The sequence below is a fragment of the Streptomyces flavalbus genome, from assembly GCF_042674625.1.
Taxonomy (GTDB): domain Bacteria; phylum Actinomycetota; class Actinomycetes; order Streptomycetales; family Streptomycetaceae; genus Streptomyces; species Streptomyces flavalbus.
On the sequence record NZ_JBHTEB010000001.1, the window covers coordinates 1,754,171 to 1,772,405 of the forward strand.

Annotated in this window: 16 protein-coding genes; 8 read left to right on the plus strand and 8 right to left on the minus strand. The window is 72.7% G+C overall.

Features of this window, described 5'->3' with window-relative positions; translation table 11 throughout:
- The first annotated feature begins 23 nt into the window (after window positions 1-23).
- Entirely contained in the window at window positions 24-716 is a 693-nt protein-coding gene (locus ACFQZ6_RS07695; RefSeq protein WP_381605945.1) for a FadR/GntR family transcriptional regulator, read from the plus strand.
- On the opposite strand, the gene ACFQZ6_RS07700 is transcribed toward ACFQZ6_RS07695, so the two are convergent.
- The 4 genes from ACFQZ6_RS07700 to ACFQZ6_RS07715 all read right to left on the minus strand — a co-directional run bounded on the left by ACFQZ6_RS07700 (window position 694) and on the right by ACFQZ6_RS07715 (window position 3,359).
- Window positions 694-1,062, minus strand: a complete 369-nt coding sequence (locus ACFQZ6_RS07700) for a hypothetical protein (RefSeq protein ID WP_381605947.1) — start codon at window positions 1,060-1,062, stop codon at window positions 694-696. The two genes, ACFQZ6_RS07695 and ACFQZ6_RS07700, sit on opposite strands and share 23 nt — an antisense overlap.
- Before the next feature lie 202 nt (window positions 1,063-1,264).
- On the minus strand, window positions 1,265-2,032 hold the full coding sequence (gene fabI, locus ACFQZ6_RS07705) for an enoyl-ACP reductase FabI (RefSeq protein ID WP_381605949.1): 768 nt from the start codon (window positions 2,030-2,032) through the stop codon (window positions 1,265-1,267).
- A gap of 4 nt (window positions 2,033-2,036) precedes the next feature.
- Window positions 2,037-2,741 (minus strand): 3-oxoacyl-[acyl-carrier-protein] reductase, encoded by a 705-nt coding sequence (gene fabG, locus ACFQZ6_RS07710; RefSeq protein WP_381605951.1) that lies wholly within the window; start codon window positions 2,739-2,741, stop codon window positions 2,037-2,039.
- 129 nt (window positions 2,742-2,870) lie between these two features.
- On the minus strand, window positions 2,871-3,359 hold the full coding sequence (locus ACFQZ6_RS07715; RefSeq protein WP_381605953.1) for an ATP-binding protein: 489 nt from the start codon (window positions 3,357-3,359) through the stop codon (window positions 2,871-2,873).
- Window positions 3,360-3,522: 163 nt separating this feature from the next.
- On the opposite strand from ACFQZ6_RS07715, the gene ACFQZ6_RS07720 reads away from it, so the two are divergent.
- The 5 genes from ACFQZ6_RS07720 (at window position 3,523) to tyrS (ending at window position 8,862) form a co-directional block, all read left to right on the plus strand.
- Window positions 3,523-4,344: a helix-turn-helix domain-containing protein gene (locus ACFQZ6_RS07720; protein ID WP_381605955.1), complete on the plus strand. Its 822-nt coding sequence runs from the start codon at window positions 3,523-3,525 to the stop codon at window positions 4,342-4,344.
- A complete protein-coding gene (locus ACFQZ6_RS07725) occupies window positions 4,341-4,529 on the plus strand; it encodes a DUF397 domain-containing protein (RefSeq protein WP_381605957.1) in 189 nt (62 codons plus the stop codon). The genes ACFQZ6_RS07720 and ACFQZ6_RS07725 overlap by 4 nt, the downstream gene beginning before the upstream one ends.
- Window positions 4,530-4,603: 74 nt before the next feature.
- Window positions 4,604-6,127, plus strand: a complete 1,524-nt coding sequence (locus tag ACFQZ6_RS07730) for a TldD/PmbA family protein (RefSeq protein ID WP_381605958.1) — start codon at window positions 4,604-4,606, stop codon at window positions 6,125-6,127.
- Window positions 6,124-7,518, plus strand: coding sequence for a metallopeptidase TldD-related protein (locus ACFQZ6_RS07735; protein ID WP_381605960.1), 1,395 nt, complete (start codon window positions 6,124-6,126; stop codon window positions 7,516-7,518). Before ACFQZ6_RS07730 ends, ACFQZ6_RS07735 begins: the two co-directional genes overlap by 4 nt.
- Before the next feature lie 75 nt (window positions 7,519-7,593).
- Window positions 7,594-8,862: a tyrosine--tRNA ligase gene (gene tyrS / locus ACFQZ6_RS07740; protein ID WP_381605962.1), complete on the plus strand. Its 1,269-nt coding sequence runs from the start codon at window positions 7,594-7,596 to the stop codon at window positions 8,860-8,862.
- Window positions 8,863-8,944: 82 nt separating this feature from the next.
- Here the strand turns inward: tyrS and ACFQZ6_RS07745 are convergent, their stop codons facing one another.
- On the minus strand, window positions 8,945-9,220 hold the full coding sequence (locus ACFQZ6_RS07745; RefSeq protein WP_381605964.1) for a GlsB/YeaQ/YmgE family stress response membrane protein: 276 nt from the start codon (window positions 9,218-9,220) through the stop codon (window positions 8,945-8,947).
- A 218-nt stretch (window positions 9,221-9,438) separates the two neighbouring features.
- On the opposite strand from ACFQZ6_RS07745, the gene ACFQZ6_RS07750 reads away from it, so the two are divergent.
- Entirely contained in the window at window positions 9,439-9,807 is a 369-nt protein-coding gene (locus tag ACFQZ6_RS07750; RefSeq protein WP_381605966.1) for a DUF3099 domain-containing protein, read from the plus strand.
- 213 nt (window positions 9,808-10,020) lie between these two features.
- Window positions 10,021-10,242 carry a hypothetical protein gene (locus ACFQZ6_RS07755; RefSeq protein WP_381605968.1) on the plus strand — a complete coding sequence of 74 codons (222 nt, stop codon included), beginning with the start codon at window positions 10,021-10,023 and terminating at the stop codon, window positions 10,240-10,242.
- A gap of 10 nt (window positions 10,243-10,252) precedes the next feature.
- Here the strand turns inward: ACFQZ6_RS07755 and ACFQZ6_RS07760 are convergent, their stop codons facing one another.
- From ACFQZ6_RS07760 to ACFQZ6_RS07770, 3 genes are all read right to left on the minus strand, one after another.
- Window positions 10,253-11,920 carry a pentapeptide repeat-containing protein gene (locus ACFQZ6_RS07760; RefSeq protein WP_381605969.1) on the minus strand — a complete coding sequence of 556 codons (1,668 nt, stop codon included), beginning with the start codon at window positions 11,918-11,920 and terminating at the stop codon, window positions 10,253-10,255.
- 333 nt (window positions 11,921-12,253) lie between these two features.
- Window positions 12,254-13,654, minus strand: coding sequence for an esterase/lipase family protein (locus tag ACFQZ6_RS07765; protein WP_381605971.1), 1,401 nt, complete (start codon window positions 13,652-13,654; stop codon window positions 12,254-12,256).
- 21 nt (window positions 13,655-13,675) lie between these two features.
- On the minus strand, window positions 13,676-18,208 hold the full coding sequence (locus ACFQZ6_RS07770; RefSeq protein WP_381605973.1) for an NACHT domain-containing protein: 4,533 nt from the start codon (window positions 18,206-18,208) through the stop codon (window positions 13,676-13,678).
- Window positions 18,209-18,235: the final 27 nt, after the last annotated feature.

Here is an 18,235-nt window from a genome sequence, read left to right on the forward strand (position 1 = left end):
CCGAATCCGTGCGAAGGTGGGCCATGCCCTTGAGCCACCCCCGCCGTTCGGCGCTGTCCGAGCAGGTCATCGCCGAGCTGCGCAACCAGATCACCTCGGGCGAGTGGCCGGTCGGCTCACGCATCCCGACGGAGCCCGAGCTGGTCGAGCAGCTCGGCGTCGCCCGCAACACGGTCCGCGAGGCCGTCCGGGCGCTGGCGCACAACGGCCTGCTGGACATCCGCCAGGGCTCCGGCACCTACGTGGTCGCCACCAGTGAGCTGGCGGGCGTGATGCACCGCCGGTTCGCCGGTGCCGACCCCCGGCACATCGCGGAGCTGCGCTCCACGCTGGAGTCGGGCGCGGCGAAGCTGGCCGCCGAGCGGCGCACGGAGAAGGACCTCAAGCAGCTCGACGCGCTGCTCCGGCGTCGCGAGGACGCCTGGCTGTCCGGCGACGCGGAGACGTTCGTGACGGCCGACGCCAGCTTCCACATGGCCGTGGTGGCGGCCTCCCACAACGACGCGATGACCGCGATGTACGCGGACCTCGGCGAGGTGCTGCGGGACTGGCTGCGCGCGGACGTCGGCCAGGAGCTGACCCCCGGGACGTTCATGGACCACGCGCGCCTGCTGGACGCGATCCGCGCGGGTGACGCGGTGACCGCCGCGGCGGAGGCGGCGAGCTACCCGTTCTCGTGCCGCCCGGACCGGATCAGCCCGCCCGCTGGTGGCTGACCCACACCGCGCGGACCTCCTTCCAGCACCGCCCGGTGATCCGTACGGTCGTCGCGGGCCCGGCGTCGGCCGGGGCGCTGTCGGTGTCCAGGTCCCACCAGCGGGCGCACTCCACGTGCAGGCGCACCCGGTCGGTGTCGACGTAGGGGTTGTGGCAGTGGGCGACCACGTGGGAGCCGTGTATCCGGGTACGGCACGCAGCGCCGAACGGCGGCGGGCTGGCGGCCTCACCGGGGCCCGTGGCCGCACCGGGCGCCACGCGCGCGTGGGGCAGCGCCTCGTACGGCAGCGACAGCACGAGGGTGACGGCGACGGTCACCGCGGCCAGGCTGGCGGGCAGGCGCACAAGGGGACCTCCTCTGCCGTACGGGGGAGGGAGCGGCGCGTGGGGAACGCGTAATCCAGCGTGCGCAGGCGCGGGGCGTTCCGCCCGGCCGACTGGGCCGAACGGGGGACGCGCCCGGACGCCGCCCGGACGCCGGAACGCCCCGCCCCCGCCAGCGGCTGGCGGGAGACGGGGCGTCGTACGGTCGTACGGACCCGAGGGATCAGGCGCCGACGGCGTGCAGACCGCCGTCCACGTGGATGATCTCGCCCGTGGTCTTGGGGAACCAGTCGCTCAGCAGGGCCACGACGCCGCGACCGGCGGGCTCGGGGTCCTTCAGGTCCCACTCCAGCGGGGACCGGTGGTCCCAGACGGCGGCCAGCTCGCTGAAGCCGGGGATCGACTTGGCGGCCATCGAGGCGAGCGGGCCCGCCGAGACCAGGTTGCAGCGGATGTTCTGCTTGCCCAGGTCACGGGCCATGTAGCGGCTGGTGGCCTCCAGGGCGGCCTTGGCCGGGCCCATCCAGTCGTACTGCGGCCAGGCGTACTGCGCGTCGAAGGTGAGGCCGACGACGGAGCCGCCGTTCTGCATCAGCGGCAGGCAGGCCATGGTCAGCGACTTCAGGGAGAACGCCGAGACGTGCATCGCCGTGGAGACGGACTCGAACGGCGTGTTCAGGAAGTTGCCGCCGAGCGCGTCCTGCGGCGCGAAGCCGATGGAGTGCACGACGCCGTCCAGGCCGCCCAGCTCCTCGCCGACCACGTCGGCGAGCCGCCCGAGGTGCTCGTCGTTGGTCACGTCCAGCTCGATGACCTTGGTGGGCTTGGGCAGCTTCTTGGCGATGCGCTCCGTCAGCGTGGGCCGCGGGAACGCCGTCAGGATGATCTCGGCACCCTGCTCCTGGGCCAGCTTGGCGGTGTGGAAGGCGATGGAGGACTCCATCAGCACACCGGTGATCAGGACGCGCTTGCCCTCAAGGATTCCGCTCATGTGATCAGTGACCCATTCCCAGTCCGCCGTCAACCGGGATGACGGCTCCAGTGATGTACGAGGCGTCGTCCGAGGCGAGGAACCGCACCGTCGCGGCGACCTCCTCGGGCTGCGCGTAGCGGCCGAGCGGCACCGACGCCAGGATGGCGGTGCGCTGGTCGTCGCTGAGCACCTTGGTCATGTCGGTGTCCACGAAGCCGGGCGCGACGACGTTGAAGGTGATGTTGCGCGACCCCAGCTCCCGGGCCAGGGACCGCGCGAAGCCGACGAGACCGGCCTTGGAGGCGGCGTAGTTCGCCTGCCCCGGGCCGCCGTACAGGCCGACGACGGACGAGATCAGGACGACCCGGCCCTTCTTGGCCCGCAACATGCCCCGGTTGGCGCGCTTGACCACCCGGTAGGTGCCGGTGAGGTTGGTGTCGATGACCGAGGTGAAGTCCTCCTCGGACATCCGCATCAGGAGCTGGTCCTTGGTGATGCCCGCGTTGGCGACGAGGACCTCGACGGGACCGTGCGCGTCCTCGATCTCCTTGTATGCCTGCTCCACCTGCTCGGGGTCGGTGATGTCGCACTTGACGGCGAGGAAACCGGCTGGCGGTTCACCGGACCGGTATGTGATCGCGACCTTGTCGCCGGAGTCGGCGAAAGCGCGGGCGATGGCGAGGCCGATGCCCCGGTTACCTCCGGTGACGAGAACCGAGCGGCTCAACGGATCACCCTTTCGATAGCGGTCAGACACCCGCCCGAACGCCTCGTCGACGGGCGACGGAGGCAGGCGGCTTCCCTGGAAACCTATCGGTCGGCCCCTGGTCCGGGACATTCGGGCACCGACAGTGGCTCACCCGGCCTCCTGTGGGGTTCCTACAGGAGGACCCCCTCGCGCGCCCCCGGTCTCGTACTCGGCCCAGACGGTCTTTCCGGGCCCCGTCCGACCGCACACCCCCCACCGCGCGACCAGGGCCGCGACGAGCAGCAGCCCTCGGCCGTCCTCCGCGTCCACCGCCCCCGCGGGCGCCCGCGACGGTTCCGGGACGCCGGGATGGACGTCGGACACCTCCACCCGTACGACGGCCCCGGCGCGGTCGTAGCGCAGCGCCAGCCCGAAGTCGCGCCCCGGGACGCGGCCGTGCAGGACGGCGTTGGCGGCCAGCTCCGCGACGACGAGCGCGACGTCCTCCGACGCCGGGCTGCCGTAGGGGATGCCCCAGGAGTCGAGCTGCTGGGTGGTGAGCCGCCGGGCGAGCCGGGCGCCGCGTCTGGTGGCGGAGAGGCGCTGGGCGAACACACTTACGGTGACGGTTTCGCGGGGAGGTGGTGCGACTGGCATGGGGCCAACCTCTCGGCCCACGGAACCTCACCAACAGGGACGACGCCCATACAGACGCCGCTGTACCAGTGCACACTGTGGACTGGGTGAGTAACTCCCCGTAACTGTTGTCTCGTTGGCGGAGATGACGAGATGAGCACCTGAGCGCGGGAGGCACGCGGCGATGACAACCGAACCGGAACTCTCCGACAGTCTTCGGACGTTCGGCGCGGTACTCAAGGCACTGCGGGAGACATCTGGGCTGACGCAGGAGGAGTTCGCGACGAGGGTGCGGTACTCGGCCGCGTACGTCGCCAAGATCGAGCAGGGGAAGCGGTTCCCTCCAGACAAACTGCCGGAACGGGCAGGTGAGGCGTTGGGACAGGTCGCCACCAAGGTGCTGGAGGCCGCGCTGCGGAGCCTTCGGCGCAAGGCGGGGCTGGCGTCCTGGTTCCGCCAGTGGGCGGGGATCGAAGAGGAAGCGGTGTCCCTGTATGCGTACGAGTGCCGGGCGATTCCGGGCCTGTTGCAGACGGAGGCGTACGCGCGGGCGGTGTTCGAGCGCAACCTGCCCCCGCTCACGGACGAGCAGATCCAACGGCAGGTTGAGGCGCGGCTAGAGCGCCAGGCGCTCATCGTGAGGCGGCCGAACACCGCCTTCAGCTTCGTCGTCGAGCAGAGCATCCTGGAACGGCGGGTTGGTGGGAATACCGTCACCCGGGGAGTCATCGACCACATGCTGACCGCCAGCCAGCGCCACAACGTCGAGATCCAGCTCATGCCGCTGCGGCAGGAGGACCACTGCGGCGTCGAGGGGCAGATGTACCTGGCCGAGACGCCCAGCCACGAGTGGATTGGCTACACCGAAGGACAGCGGTCAAGCAACCTGATCACGGCTCCCAACGACCTGAGTGTCCTGCTCCAGCGCTATGGCAAACTCCGTTCCCAGGCCCTGGACTGCCGGGCTACCGTGAGCCTGCTGGAACGGATGCGAGGAGCGTTATGAGCACCACTGAGCGGCTGCGCTGGTTCAAGAGCAGCTACAGCGCGGGTGAGGGCGACAACTGCGTCGAGGTCGCCGTGCGCCCCGGAGCCGTCCACGTCCGCGACTCCAAGGACAAGGGCATCCGCCCCCTCGTCGTCACGCCGTCCGCCTGGGCCGCGTTCACGACACTCGCGGCGTCGTCGTAGACCGTACGGAGCTGGCGGGCCACGGGAGAATTCCGTGGCCCGCCCGTCTTTGTCACCTCGAAGGGATTCCGTCTGTGCCCCATGAAGTCGATCCGTCCTTCCTGGCGCTGCCCCTACGCGCCCTCGCCGACGCCGCGCTCGCACGCGCGCGTGCGCTCGGTGCCGACCACGCCGACTTCCGGTTCGAGCGGGTGCGCAGCGCGTCCTGGCGGCTGCGGGACGCGCGTCCGTCCGGGTCGTCGGACACCACCGACCTCGGGTACGCGGTGCGGGTGGTGCACGGCGGTACGTGGGGGTTCGCGTCCGGTGTGGACCTGACGATGGACGCCGCCGCGAAGGTGGCGAGCCAGGCCGTGGCCATGGCGAAGCTGTCCGCGCAGGTGATCAAGGCCGCCGGTTCGGACGAGCGCGTGGAGCTGGCCGACGAGCCCGTGCACGCCGAGAAGACGTGGATCTCGTCGTACGAGATCGATCCGTTCACCGTGCCCGACGAGGAGAAGTCGGCGCTGCTGGCGGAGTGGAGCCGTGGGCTGCTGGCGGCGGACGGGGTCGACCATGTCGACGCCTCGCTGCTCACCGTCCACGAGAACAAGTTCTATGCCGATACGGCCGGGACCGTGACCACCCAGCAGCGGGTGCGGCTGCACCCGCAGCTCACGGCGGTGTCCGTGGACGAGTCGAGCGGTGAGTTCGACTCGATGCGGACGATCGCGCCGCCGGTGGGGCGCGGCTGGGAGTACCTGACGGGCACCGGCTGGGACTGGGAGGACGAGCTGGCCCGGCTGCCGGAGCTGCTCGCGGAGAAGATGCGGGCGCCGAGCGTGGAGCCGGGCCTGTACGACCTGGTGGTGGACCCGTCCAACCTGTGGCTGACGATCCACGAGTCCATCGGGCACGCCACCGAGCTGGACCGGGCGCTCGGCTACGAGGCGGCGTACGCGGGGACGTCGTTCGCGACCTTCGACCAGCTCGGCAAGCTGCGCTACGGCTCGGACCTGATGAACGTCACCGGGGACCGCACGGCCGAGCACGGGCTGGCGACCATCGGGTACGACGACGAGGGCGTCGAGGCGCAGTCCTGGGACCTGGTGAAGGACGGCACGCTGGTCGGCTACCAGCTCGACCGCCGGATCGCGCGGCTGACCGGGTTCGAGCGGTCCAACGGGTGCGCCTTCGCGGACTCCCCCGCGCACGTGCCGGTGCAGCGCATGGCCAACGTGAGTCTCCAGCCCGATCCCGCCGGGATGTCGACGGAGGACCTGATCGGCGGGGTGGACCGCGGGATCTACGTGGTCGGGGACCGGTCGTGGAGCATTGACATGCAGCGGTACAACTTCCAGTTCACGGGGCAGCGGTTCTACCGGATCGAGAACGGGCGGATCACCGGGCAGCTCCGGGACGTCGCCTACCAGGCGACGACGACCGACTTCTGGGGCTCGATGACGGCCGTCGGGGGTCCGCAGACGTACGTCCTGGGCGGTGCCTTCAACTGCGGCAAGGCCCAGCCGGGGCAGGTCGCCGCGGTGTCGCACGGCTGCCCGTCCGCCCTCTTCAAGGGCGTCAACATTCTGAACACCACGCAGGAGGCCGGTCGATGAGCGCGCCCGTGAAGAAGCCGCACGAGATCGTCGAGCGGGCCCTTGAGCTGTCCCGGGCGGACGGCTGTGTGGTGATCGCCGACGAGGAGTCGACCGCCAACCTGCGCTGGGCGGGCAACGCGCTGACGACGAACGGCGTCACGCGCGGGCGCACGCTCACGGTCGTGGCGACCGTCGACGGGAGCGAGGGCACGGCGTCCGGGGTGGTGTCGCGGTCGGCGGTGACGGCGGACGAGCTGGAGCCGCTGGTGCGGGCCGCCGAGGCCGCCGCGCGCGGCGCCGGGCCCGCGGAGGACGCCCAGCCGCTGGTCACGGGCGTGCCCGAGGCGCCGGACTTCACCGCGCCGCCCGCCGAGACGTCGTCCGCGGTGTTCGCCGCCTTCGCCCCGGCGCTGGGCGAGGCGTTCGCACGCGCGCGTACCAGCGGCCGGGAGCTGTACGGCTTCGCCAACCACGAGATGGTCTCCACCTACCTGGGCACGTCGACGGGGCTGCGGCTGCGCCACGACCAGCCCAACGGCACGCTGGAGCTGAACGCCAAGTCCCCGGACCGCACCCGGTCGGCGTGGGTGGGCCGGTCGACGCGGGACTTCACGGACGTGGACCCGGCGGAACTCGACGCGGAGCTTGCCGTACGCCTGGGCTGGGCGAAGCGGCGCGTGGAGCTACCCGCGGGCCGCTACGAGACGCTGCTGCCGCCGACCGCCGTGGCCGACCTGCTGATCTACCAGCTCTGGTCGGCGTCGGGCCGGGACGCGGTCGAGGGGCGGACGGTGTTCTCCAAGCCGGGCGGCGGCACCCGCGTGGGCGAGCGGCTCAGCGAGCTGCCGCTGACCCTGCGCAGCGACCCGGACGAGCCGGGGCTTGAGACGCCGCCGTTCGTGGTCGCGCACTCCTCCGGCGCCGACCAGTCCGTGTTCGACAACGGGCTGCCGGTGCGGGCGACGGAGTGGATTCGCGCGGGCGAGCTGGCGCGGCTGACGACGACCCGGCACAGCGCGGCCCTGACCGGGCTGCCGGTGGCCCCGGCGATCGGGAACCTCGTCCTGGACGGCGGCTCGGACCGCTCCCTGGAGGAGATGGTCGCCAGCACCGAGCGTGGGCTGCTGCTGACCTGCCTGTGGTACATCCGCGAGGTGGACCCGGCGACGCTGCTGCTCACGGGGCTGACCCGGGACGGGGTGTACCTCGTGGAGAACGGCGAGGTGACCGGCGAGGTGAACAACTTCCGCTTCAACGAGTCGCCGGTCGGCCTGCTGGGCCGGGCGGTGGAGGCGGGCCGTACGGAGCGCACGCTGCCGCGGGAGTGGAGCGACTGGTTCACGAGGACGGCGATGCCCGCGCTGCGCGTACCGGATTTCAACATGAGCAGTGTCAGCCAGGGCGTATAACCTCGTAGGCACTCCCTTCGGCGGTCACCCGACCGGCCGAAGATCACTTCTGGACCTGTAGGAGACACGAGAACCGTGACGGACATCGTCGACGAGCTGAAGTGGCGGGGGCTGTTCGCCCTGTCCACTGACGAGGACGCTTTGCGCAAGGCGCTCGCGGACGGTCCCGTCACGTTCTATTGCGGGTTCGACCCGAGCGGGCCGTCCCTGCACGTGGGGCACCTGGTGCAGGTGCTGACCGTGCGCCGCCTCCAGCAGGCCGGGCACCGGCCGCTGGCGCTGGTCGGCGGCGCCACCGGCCTGATCGGTGACCCCCGCCCGACCGCGGAGCGCACGCTGAACAGCCCGGAGACGGTCGCGGGCTGGGTGGACCGGCTGCGCGCCCAGATCGAGCCGTTCCTGTCCTTCGAGGGGGAGAACGCGGCCGTGATGGTCAACAACCTCGACTGGACGCAGAACCTGACCGCGATCGAGTTCCTGCGCGACGTCGGCAAGCACTTCCGCGTCAACAAGATGCTGACGAAGGACTCGGTGGCCCGCCGCCTGGAGTCCTCCGAGGGCATCAGCTTCACCGAGTTCAGCTACCAGATCCTCCAGGGCATGGACTTCCTCCAGCTCTACCGGAGGTACGGCTGCACGCTCCAGCAGGGCGGCAGCGACCAGTGGGGCAACCTGACGGCCGGTCTCGACCTGATCCACCGCCTTGAGCCGGACGCCACCGTGCACGCGCTGGCGACGCCGCTGATGACGAAGGCGGACGGCACCAAGTTCGGCAAGACCGAGGGCGGCGCGGTCTGGCTGGACCCGGAGATGACGACGCCGTACGCGTTCTACCAGTTCTGGCTGAACGTGGACGACCGGGACATCAGCCGATACATGCGCATCCTGTCCTTCCGGTCCCGGGAGGAGCTGGAGGAGCTGGAGCGGCAGACCGAGGAGCGTCCGCAGGCGCGGGCGGCGCAGCGGGCGCTGGCCGAGGAGCTGACGACGCTGGTGCACGGCGCGGACCAGACGGCGGCCGTGATCGCCGCGTCCCGGGCGCTGTTCGGCCAGGGCGAACTGGCGGAGCTGGACGAGCGGACGCTGGCTGCGGCCCTCTCCGAGCTGCCGCACGTCCAGGTCGCGGAGCCGGGTCCGGTGGTCGACCTGTTCGCGGAGGTCGGCCTGGTCGCCAGCAAGTCGGCCGCGCGGCGCACGGTGAAGGAGGGCGGTGCCTACGTGAACAACGCGAAGGTCGCCTCCGAGGACGCCGTCCCCGCCAAGGAGGACCTGCTGCACGGCCGCTGGCTGGTGCTGCGGCGCGGCAAGAAGAACCTGGCCGCCGTCGAGGTCACCGGCGCCTGAAAGCTGTTCCAGGCGCCTGAAAGCTGTTCCAGGCGCCTGAAAGCTGTTCCAGCGGACGCCGGGTCTGGGGGTCGTACGCCTCTCAGGCCCGGCGTCGGTTGCCGCGCACGGCCATGTAGAGGCGGTCGCCCACGGAGACGATGATCACCGCGGCGATCACCTGGAAGACGTGCCGCCACCAGTCGATGCCGCTGGTCGCGTCGACCCCGGCGGCCCGCGCGAGCGCGTTGCCCGCGACCGCGCCGAGGATGCCGAAGATGGTGATCAGCCACAACGGGCTGTGCTGTTTGCCCGGGATGATCGCCTTGGCGATCAGGCCCAGCACAAATCCCACGATGATCGCCCACAACCATCCCATGGCCGCCTCCTCGTACCGCTCGTTCCGGGCATTACGCCCAGTCTCGGCCGCGCCCCGGGCATCCGCACCTCGCGTACGGCCATCCGGGGGACGTCCCTCGCCGGGGCCCCGTGGCCCCTTGCCACCAGAGGTGCCCCCACTCTCGAAGGCGGCGGACGCGCGGCGTAACGTGGGGGTTGGACCGGGCGAGTCCGATGCGGGCGGATGGTGGAAGTGTGATGCGGAAGCGACATGACGGCGGCGGCGCCCAGGTGTTCCGGATCACCGGCGCCCGCCAGGGCCTCGCGGAGGACGTCCGGGGGCGCCAGCGCCGGTACGTGATCTCGATGTCCGTGCGGACGCTGTCGGTGATCCTCGCGGCCAGCCTGTGGAACGTCGAGCGGCACGTGGCGATCGTGGCGCTCGTCCTCGGGGCGGTGCTCCCCTACATCGCCGTGGTGATCGCCAACGCGGGGCGCGAGAACGCGCCGTCGTTGCCGTCAACCTTCGTCACGGCACCGACCCCCCCGATGATCCTGCCGCCCCGGGACACCCCGGAGCCCACCGCGGCGGCGGAGGGCGTGGGCGAGGCGCGCGACCGGCCGTGACGGTGGGGGCGGCTGCGCGACCTGTCACCTACGGTTCCAGCCAAGCTCAAGAAAAGCTCATATCGATCGTGCAGTTCCGGTGCCCGGCGACCGGTAAGGCGTGACATACTTCGTAGGCGCTCCGCATCCCCCGTCGGAGCGACGGACCGACGCCGGGCAGCTCCCCCCGTGGCTGCTCGGCGTCGCCTTTTCCCGCGGCTGTGAGACATACCTGTGACTGATGAGACCACCCCCGTCTGCTCCGCCAAGGGCTGCCGTGCCGCCGCCGTCTGGGTACTGGCCTGGAACAACCCGAAGCTGCACACCCCGGACCGGCGCAAGACCTGGCTGGCGTGCGAGGAGCACCGCGAGCACCTGTCGCAGTTCCTGGGGGTGCGGGGGTTCCTGAAGGACGTCGTCACCCTCCCGGAGTGGGACGCGGCCCAGGGCGCCTGACGCCTGCCGTCTACCTCTTCACCCGGCTGCGGACGGCGAGGGCGGCGAGGCCTAGCAGGGCGGGTTCGACGACCCGGGACGTCATGTCGACGTACGTGCCCGCGACGGTCAGCTCCTGTCCCGAGGACCGGAAGACCACCGAGTTGATCACGACGCGCAGGGCCTTCTCGAACCGCTCGGACGACAGGCGCCCGGCGTACGGCCCGGAGGGGTTCACGGGGTCCGGGGTGCGGGTGGTCAGGGTGACGGTGTCGCCGGTGGTGCGCCCGGTGCTCACCGGGTCGGGGTCGTGCCGCGGCAGGCCCCACAGCATCATCGCCAGCACGGTGGCCGTCATGGCGAGGAGCAGCCACCCGAGCGTGCGCAGCGCCCGCAGGCCGTAGCCGGACACCGCCCAGTACAGGTGCAGGAGCGCGCGCTCGCCGCCCGGCGCATCGGGGTCGTGACGGCGCATCTCCATCTCGCCGTAGTAGAAGTCCGCCGCCCCCGGCTCGTTCTTGGCGTCTTCGAGGGCCTTGCGCAACTGGCGGTACACCGGCGCCAGCGCGGCGGGCTCCCGTACGTCCGTGCCGTCCGGGGCGGGCGTCCACCCGTCGGCGCCGGGCCGCCGCGCGCGCCAGTGGTGCTCCTCGACCAGGGTCCCGCGCCGGGTCCAGAGCAGCGGGGCCCGGCCGCGCCAGCGCACCCCGGCGGGAGGCAGCGGGAGGGGGCACCGCCCCTCCAGCTTCAGTTGGTCGAGGTGCACCGACTCCGCGAACAGGCAGCGCGTCAGGTCCACGTCGGTCAGCACCAGGTGCGCGGTGTCGACGCCCCTCAGGGACGTGACCCGCACCCGTGGGTCGGGCAGCCCCTCCTCGTCGATCTCCGTACCGTCCTCCGCGAGGAACGGGCGGGAGCGGCTGGCGACGCCGACCGGGAACTCCAGCACGGCGTCGCTCAGGTCGACGGTGGCGTGCCGGAGGCGCAGGGCCGCCGTCGACGCCCACCGGGTCCGTCGGCAGCGCAGGTCCCGTACGGCGGCCTCGATCGTCACGGCGGACTCGAAGACCGCGTCGGACAGGTCCAGCGCCGCCGGGAACACCACCGGGCCGAGCGTCGCCGTGCGCTGGAAGGTGGCCCTGCGGAACGCGAGGTCGCCGCGTACGTCCGCCGCGCCGAACCCGGCGTCGCCCCCGATGACCGCCGCGCCGAACGAGGCGCCCCGGTGGAGGCGCGCGCCTTGGAAGGAGACGTCGTCCTTCAGCGTCGCCGCGTCGAAGCACGCCTCCTGGTGGAACCCGGCCCCGTCGAACCAGGCGGTCCGAGTGATCTCGGCCCCGTCGAAGCGGGCGTCCTCGTGGAAGACCGCTCCGTCGAACCAGGCCGCACCGCCGACCTTCGCCCCGGCGAACCGGGCGATCCCCCAGAACTCCGTCCCGCTGAACGCCGCGTCACCGCCTACGGCCAGTTCCTCGAAGACGGCGTCACCAGCTACCTCCCGGACGGAGAACCGGAGGGTGCCGCCGACGCTGGCCCGGTGGAACCAGGCTTCGGCACGCATCTCCACGTCCTCGAACCAGAGGTCCTGGGCGACCTGCGTCTCCCCGAACCTGACCCCCGCCTCGAACCTGACCGTCTCGAAGCACGCGCCACCCTCGAAGCGCGCGGCGCCGAACGAGGCGACGCCCGTGACGTCCACCCGCTGGAACTGGGCGTCGCCGCTGAACCGGGCCTCGTCGAAGTCGGCCCTGCCGAGGCGGCACCGTCCCGTCGCCGGGTCCCTGAGCGCGGTCAGCAGCTCGTCCAGCAGGTCCTGGGTGAAGGGGGTGCCCCGGTGGTCGAGGTCGGCGCCGGGCTCCAGCCCGTTCAGGTGGGCGGCCCGCTCGGTCGCGCCGAGGTGCGCCAGGCAGGCCGGGTACGGCTCGACGCGGCGGCCGTGGCAGGGGCCACGGGCTCCGGTGCGGTCACAGTGCGGCCAGTCAGGGGCCTGGGACGCGGTGATGGTCGCGCTCCTTCCGGGTCGAGGTCGGTGTCAGGCCGTATAGACCGTGATGACCTTGCGGTCGGCGCGCATCGGCCCCTTGACCACCGCTTCCATCACCCATTTCCCGGGCTTCCCCACCATCTCGGCCCGGAACCGGCCCGTCCCGTTGGCCGAGAAGACGACCGGTTCCCTGGCGGACGTTCCCACGCGCCAGATGACGGCCCGCAGGTCGCGGTCCTGGATGTTGAGCCCGAGGACGGATACCTCGAACGCCCGGCCAGCGGCGATCTCCGTCGGGGCGTGCAGGGTGATCTCCTCGTCCCCGGCGAGCATCCCGCCCACCGGATCGCCCTTGCGCAGGGCGACGAGCCAGTCCCGGAGGGCGGTACCCGCCATGTCCTCGTTCCGGTGCTCCGTCCAGAGCACCTCCGTGCGGTCCTGGAGCGCCCAGTCCGCGACGGCCGACTCGCGCGGGACCGTGCCGTCGCCGGGGCCGAGGGCGTCGTCGCGGTCGGTGAGCACGTGCTGGCCGTCCGCGGACAGTCCGATCGTCCGTGGCGTCGGATGGGCGGTGCCGCCGACGCAGTACACCTGGTACGGCAGGCGGCCACCGGCGTCGGTGCGCCGGTGCGCGTCCCGTGCCCGTGTGAACTCGGCGTGGAAGGACCGGGCGTCCTGGACGAGGGCGGTGGGCAGGCCGGGGACGGGGTACCGGCGGTCGGTGAGGGGGCGCGGACGGCTCCTGCCCTCGACCCGTACGGCGTCGTAGACCGGCAGGAGCTGGGCGACGGACGGCAGGTTGAGGGCGAAGTCGCGCAGCACCTCGTTCAGCGTGAGGGCGTCCGTGGTCAGGTCGCCGCCGTCGCCGACCGCGTGACCGGTCAGGAGCCGGACGGCCTGGGCGAGGCCCTTGTGCGGGGTGCCGAGGGTGACCAGCGTCCTCGCGGTCTCCCGGCCGCCGAGGCACTCAAGGTAGTAGCGGCCGACGAGTCCGCCCGTCGAGTGGCAGACGAGGACGACCTTCGGGTCGTCCGGGCGGTCCGGGTAGTGCGTGTCCACCCGCTCGGTCCACCGGGTCAGCGCCCGCTGCACGGCCGTGTCCAACCGCGCGGCGACGAGCCGGTGGGACAGGCGCCAGTCGTAGGCGAAGGGCACGTACTGGCCGTCGACCGGTTCACCGAGCGCCGCGCGCAGGTCGGGGTAGCCCATGGTGGACAGGAGTCCGGGCAGCGAGTCCGGCGTCCTGAGCAGTCCGTCCGCCGTCAGCCGGAAGCGGTCCTCGGGCGGCTCGTCACCGAGGCCCGGGGGAAGGGCGACCTCCGCCAGGGCCCGTGCGGTGGGCGGCGAGTTGAGCAGCGCGTCGCCGCACTCGCCCCAGACGTCCCTGCCGTCCCTGAGCAGTCGGCTGCCGAGGAATCCGGGGACGAACACCACCAGGTCGTGCTCCACCTACGCCCTCCCTCACCTGCGTCACCTCACGTCGGTCGTGCTCGGCGGCCCCGCGAAGAAGGCGTGGGGCAGCCGGATCAGATCGCACCGGTCGTTCCCCTGGAGCGCCACGACCAGGCCCTCCGGGTCGGGCGCCGCCGCCGTGGCGTGCACCGCGTACCCGCGCCACGGGACGCCCGGTGCGTGCAGCCAGGTCCTGGCCCGTACGTCCCACACGCGCGGTGCCATCCGGTCGTCGCTGACGAGCAGCACCGGCCGCTCCGGAGGACCGGCGAACACCAGCGACCTCGCCTTGGGCAGCTCGCCCGGGAGCCGTTCCGGCGGGGCGTCGTACCCGGCCGAGCAGTCCTGCACGTAGACGCCGCCGTCGTCCCAGGCCAGCAGGGGGAAGGACTCGGCGTCCTCCGGGTCGTACAACTCGCCCAGGACGAGACCGGCGGGACGCACGGAATCGAGGTGGTGCTCCTCCCGCGGACGGTCCTTGTCGTGGCTCCACAGCCGTAGCTCGCCACCGGCGTCGGCGGCCAGCCAGTGCGTGCCGTCCCGCATGGCCCTGGCGTCGACGCCGCGGCAGCGCAGCCCGGCCCAGACCGGCTCCCCGGTCCGCCAGCCCCGGGAGGCGTCGGCGGGCAGGGAGGCGTGGACGACGCGTCCGCCGTCCGGCACGTAGAGCCGCACCCGCGCGGCGTCGGGGTCCACGACGAGACGGAGCGACGGGGCCTCCTCGCCCGCGTCCCCGCCGAGCGTGAGGTCGTGCTGGGCCACGACGGACAGGTCCTCGGCCAGGCGCCACGTCCGTACGGTGCGCTTCCCCGCCGCGGCCACCGTCCAGCCGCCCGCCACGCGGACCGCGTCGACCGCCCGCACCGGCTTGGGGTGGGCGAGCGCGGTGACGGGGGCGCTGGCCGGGGCGCCGAGGTCCGGACGGGACACCAGGACCTGGTCCGCCCAGGTGCGGCACAGCAGGGGCGGGCCGTCCGCCGCCCCGGCGAGGGCGACCGCCGCGTTCTGGTTGCTGGGGCGCCGCCGCGTGACGTGGCCGGACGCGAGCGCGGGCACCACGTCGATCATCCGGATGTCGGAGCCGTCGGCCGCGGCGAGCAGCCCCCGTCCGCCGGGCTCGAAGGCCAGGGCCTTGTCCCTGGGCGCGGTGAGCTGGAAGGACGCCTCACGGCGGGGGTCCTCGACGGCCCAGACCCGGACGGCGACCTCCTCGTAACCGGCGAGGAGCAGGGTGTCGCCGTGGCGTCCGAACGCGAGTCCCCGCGCGGAGGAGTCGAGTCGTCTGACGAGTCGCACGGTGGGCGGCGCGACGGGGGCGTCCGGGTCGGTCTCGCAGCTCCAGACGTGGATACGGCTGCCGTCCGCGACCGCGATCCAGCCCCGCTGCCGCCCCGCCCGCCCCGTTTGCCCCGGTGCCGGGCCGTGGTCCGGTTCGGCGGTCGCGGCGGCGGCCATCGCGGAGGCCCCGAGTTCGCCCAGGTCCGTGCCCTCCGGGAGCAGGCCGCGGGACCCCTGCGTGCGGCGGTCCACCTCGAACAGCCGCGCGCGCTCCCCGGCGACCAGCACGAACAGCCGGGGCTCCATCCGCAGGGCGGCGAGCCGCTCGGCGTCCATCATGCGGATGTCGGTGAGGTGGGTGCCGTGTCGGCGCGGGCCGCCCTTCCAGGACCACATCCACATCCGCTGCCCGTCGGCCGCCACGACGACGGTCTCCGAGGCCCGCTGGGCCGCGGCCAGGGCCCGGACGGCGCCGCCCCAGTGGTAGACGTGGTCGGGCAGCCGGGAGCCCGAGTGCCAGAAGTAGATGGCCTGGTCGTCGCGGGCGATGGTGGTCCAGTGCGGTCCGGCGCCGACCTCGCGCACCTCGGTGAGGGCGCTCCCCCGTTCACCGGTCGCGTCCCGGGTGCGGCGGGTCAGCAGCCGGGTGCCCGACTGCGGGTTCAGGACGAGGATCTCGCCGCGTCCGCCCGCGGTCAGCGTGTCCCCGGCCGTCAGTTCCGCCGCGCCCGTACCGGCGCGCCAGCTCAGCGTCCTGGCCCCGCCGAGGGGGGCGGCGCGGCGCCATTCCAGGGGGTCGGGCCGCATGTCGGTCCAGTACTCCTGCCAGGGCAGGAACGCGTCGGTCCCCGCGAGCGCCCGGTAGGTGGCGTCCCGGTGGCTGACGAACGCGGTGGCCCGCAGCAGCGCCCTGCGGGACAGCAGGGCCTCGGCGGTGAGCGGGGAGGGCGACTGCCGGAAGTCGCCCCCGACCCGTCCGTACAGCGCGGCGCCGTCGCAGTCCCGGGCCAGGGTGGCCGCCAGCGGCAGCATCACGTCCGGGTTGGTGTGCAGCAGGAAGTCGACGTCCTCGAAGAGCGCGTGCAGTTCCCCCCGCCCGGTCTGCGCGGCGTGTGCGCCGAGGTAGTCGACGGTGTACTCGTCCGCCCTGCTCCAGTCGCCCCCGGTCCGCGCGCGCAGCGCGGTCACGACCTTCTGGTGGGCGGTCTGGGTGTCCAGTCGGGCACCGGTGAGGAAGAACTCGCCGTAGCTGGGGTGGGCGAGCTGGTAGGTCGTGTGGACCGTGCCGTCAGCGCGCGGGGCCCGCTGGGCGGCGATGATGCCGCCCCCGGCGGTCCGGCACACGCGTTGCAGGTCGCCGAGGGCGAGTTCGGGGCCGCCCTCGTCCCGCAGCGCGTTGGCGAGGGAGAGCCAGACCTTGCCCGGCGGCAGTCCGTTCCCCTGGATCACGGCCAGGGCGCGCAGCACCTCGTGCGCGCGCTCCGCGCCCCGCTGGGAGACGAGGTGGCCCACCTCCTCGTGGAGGCGCCTGTGCAGGTCCATGCCGCCGGAACCCATCCAGGACGACAGCTCGGCCTCGGTGACGACCCGGGGCCGACGGGCGAGTTCCGTCGCGGTGAGGCGGGCCACCAGGAACGAGCCGTGGCTGTGGGAGGCGATGAGCCGGGCGGTCCAGTCGCGGTCGTCGTCCCGCGCCCGCCCCTGGTACGGGGAGCCCTCCGTGGCGAGCACGGACAGGGCCATGCCCGCGATGCTCCGGCGCGCCTCGTCGTCGTCGCCCAGCACCACCGGGCGGACGCTCTGGTTCAGGGTGTCCAGCAGCGACTCCTCCTCGGTGGGCGCGGTGGTGCGCCTGCGCGGCTGCGGCCGGGTGCCGACGACCAGGCGGACGCCGGGGAGGGCGGAGAGCGGGTTGAGCAGGTGGCGCGCGATGTCGTGGGCCTGGTCGGGGAGGGCCTCGTCGAGCGCGTCGAAGAGCAGGTTCAGGGAACCGGCCCGGGAGACGAGCTGGTCGACGGCGGTGCAGCACGACTCCGGAGTGACCGCCCCCTCGGGCCGGGGTCCCATGCCCTCGATGTGCGCCAGGACGTCCCACAGTGCGGTGATCAGCGAGTGCACCGACTGGCCCCGGCAGCTCAGGGCGGCGTGGATGGTGCCGGTGCGCGGCAGCGTCGAGGGGGGCAGGTCGGAGCGGAGGGCCTCGCGCGGTTCGAGGGCGGAGGTGACGGCGAGGCGGCCGAGCAGGGCGGTCTTCCCCGTGCCCGCGAGGCCCGTCACCGCGAGGAGCCCCTTGGGGTGGGTGTCCATCCACCGCACGATCCGGCCCAGGGCGTGGTGCCTGCCCGCGAAGTGGCGGCTGAGGTGGCTGCCCTCCTCCAGCCCGAACTGCTCGGCCTCGACCCAGGGCTTCCGCTTCACCAGCACCGCGGGGGTGTAGACCCGGCGTTCGCTGTCCTGGAAGTGCGGGTTGTCCAGGAAGCTGTTGGGCAGGGAGCGGACCTCGGTGTAGCCGGGGCGCTGCTCGGGTTCGTCGAGGCCGGAGGCGGCGGCCTCGGCGTCCACGGCGTCCCGCAGGTACGGCAGGGGCAGGTAGAGGGCGGAGGGCTCGAAGGGGCGGGCGTGGTCGGGGGCCACGAAGTCGGGCTTGGCGAGGGCCTCCTCCAGCCAGCGCACCCACCGGCCCTCGGGGATGCGCGCGTCGACCCCCGAGGTGCCGATGACGGCGAAACCGGCCTGCCTGGTCTGCCGGGCCCTGGCCACGCTGGCCTGCTCCAGGCTCAGGGCGTGGCGCAGGGCCGCGGGGAGCTGGGTGTGGGAGGAGCAGGCGTCGATGATCAGGAGGGTGTCGGTCTCGTGGTCGGAGCGCAGGATGCGGTCCACGAGCCCCGTCAGGGAGACGGCGCGCTCCGGTGCGAACTCCCCGGAGGCCCAGGAGTCGGAGCAGGCGAGGAAGTACCCCTGGTCGGTGCGGTGGACGCCGTGTCCCGTCCAGTAGAGGATCTTCCGCTCGGCGCCGTGGGCGAGGAAGTTCGCCAGTCCCGTCTCCCACAACTGCTGGAAGTCGGTGCCGTCCGTGTCGAGGGGGAGGCTCTCCCCGAAGCCCAGCGAGGTGCGGGCGATGGCGGTGAAGCGGTCGCGGACGTCCGCCACGTTGCGCAGTCTCCGCTGCTGCCGGGTGTCCTCGTCGGGATGCGCGTAGTCGGCCACCGCGACGGTGCCGACCAGGGACGACGAGCGCCGTTCGGAGCGGACCAGCGACAGGTGACCGCCCACCTCGCCCCCCTCGTGCCCCTGTCCGGG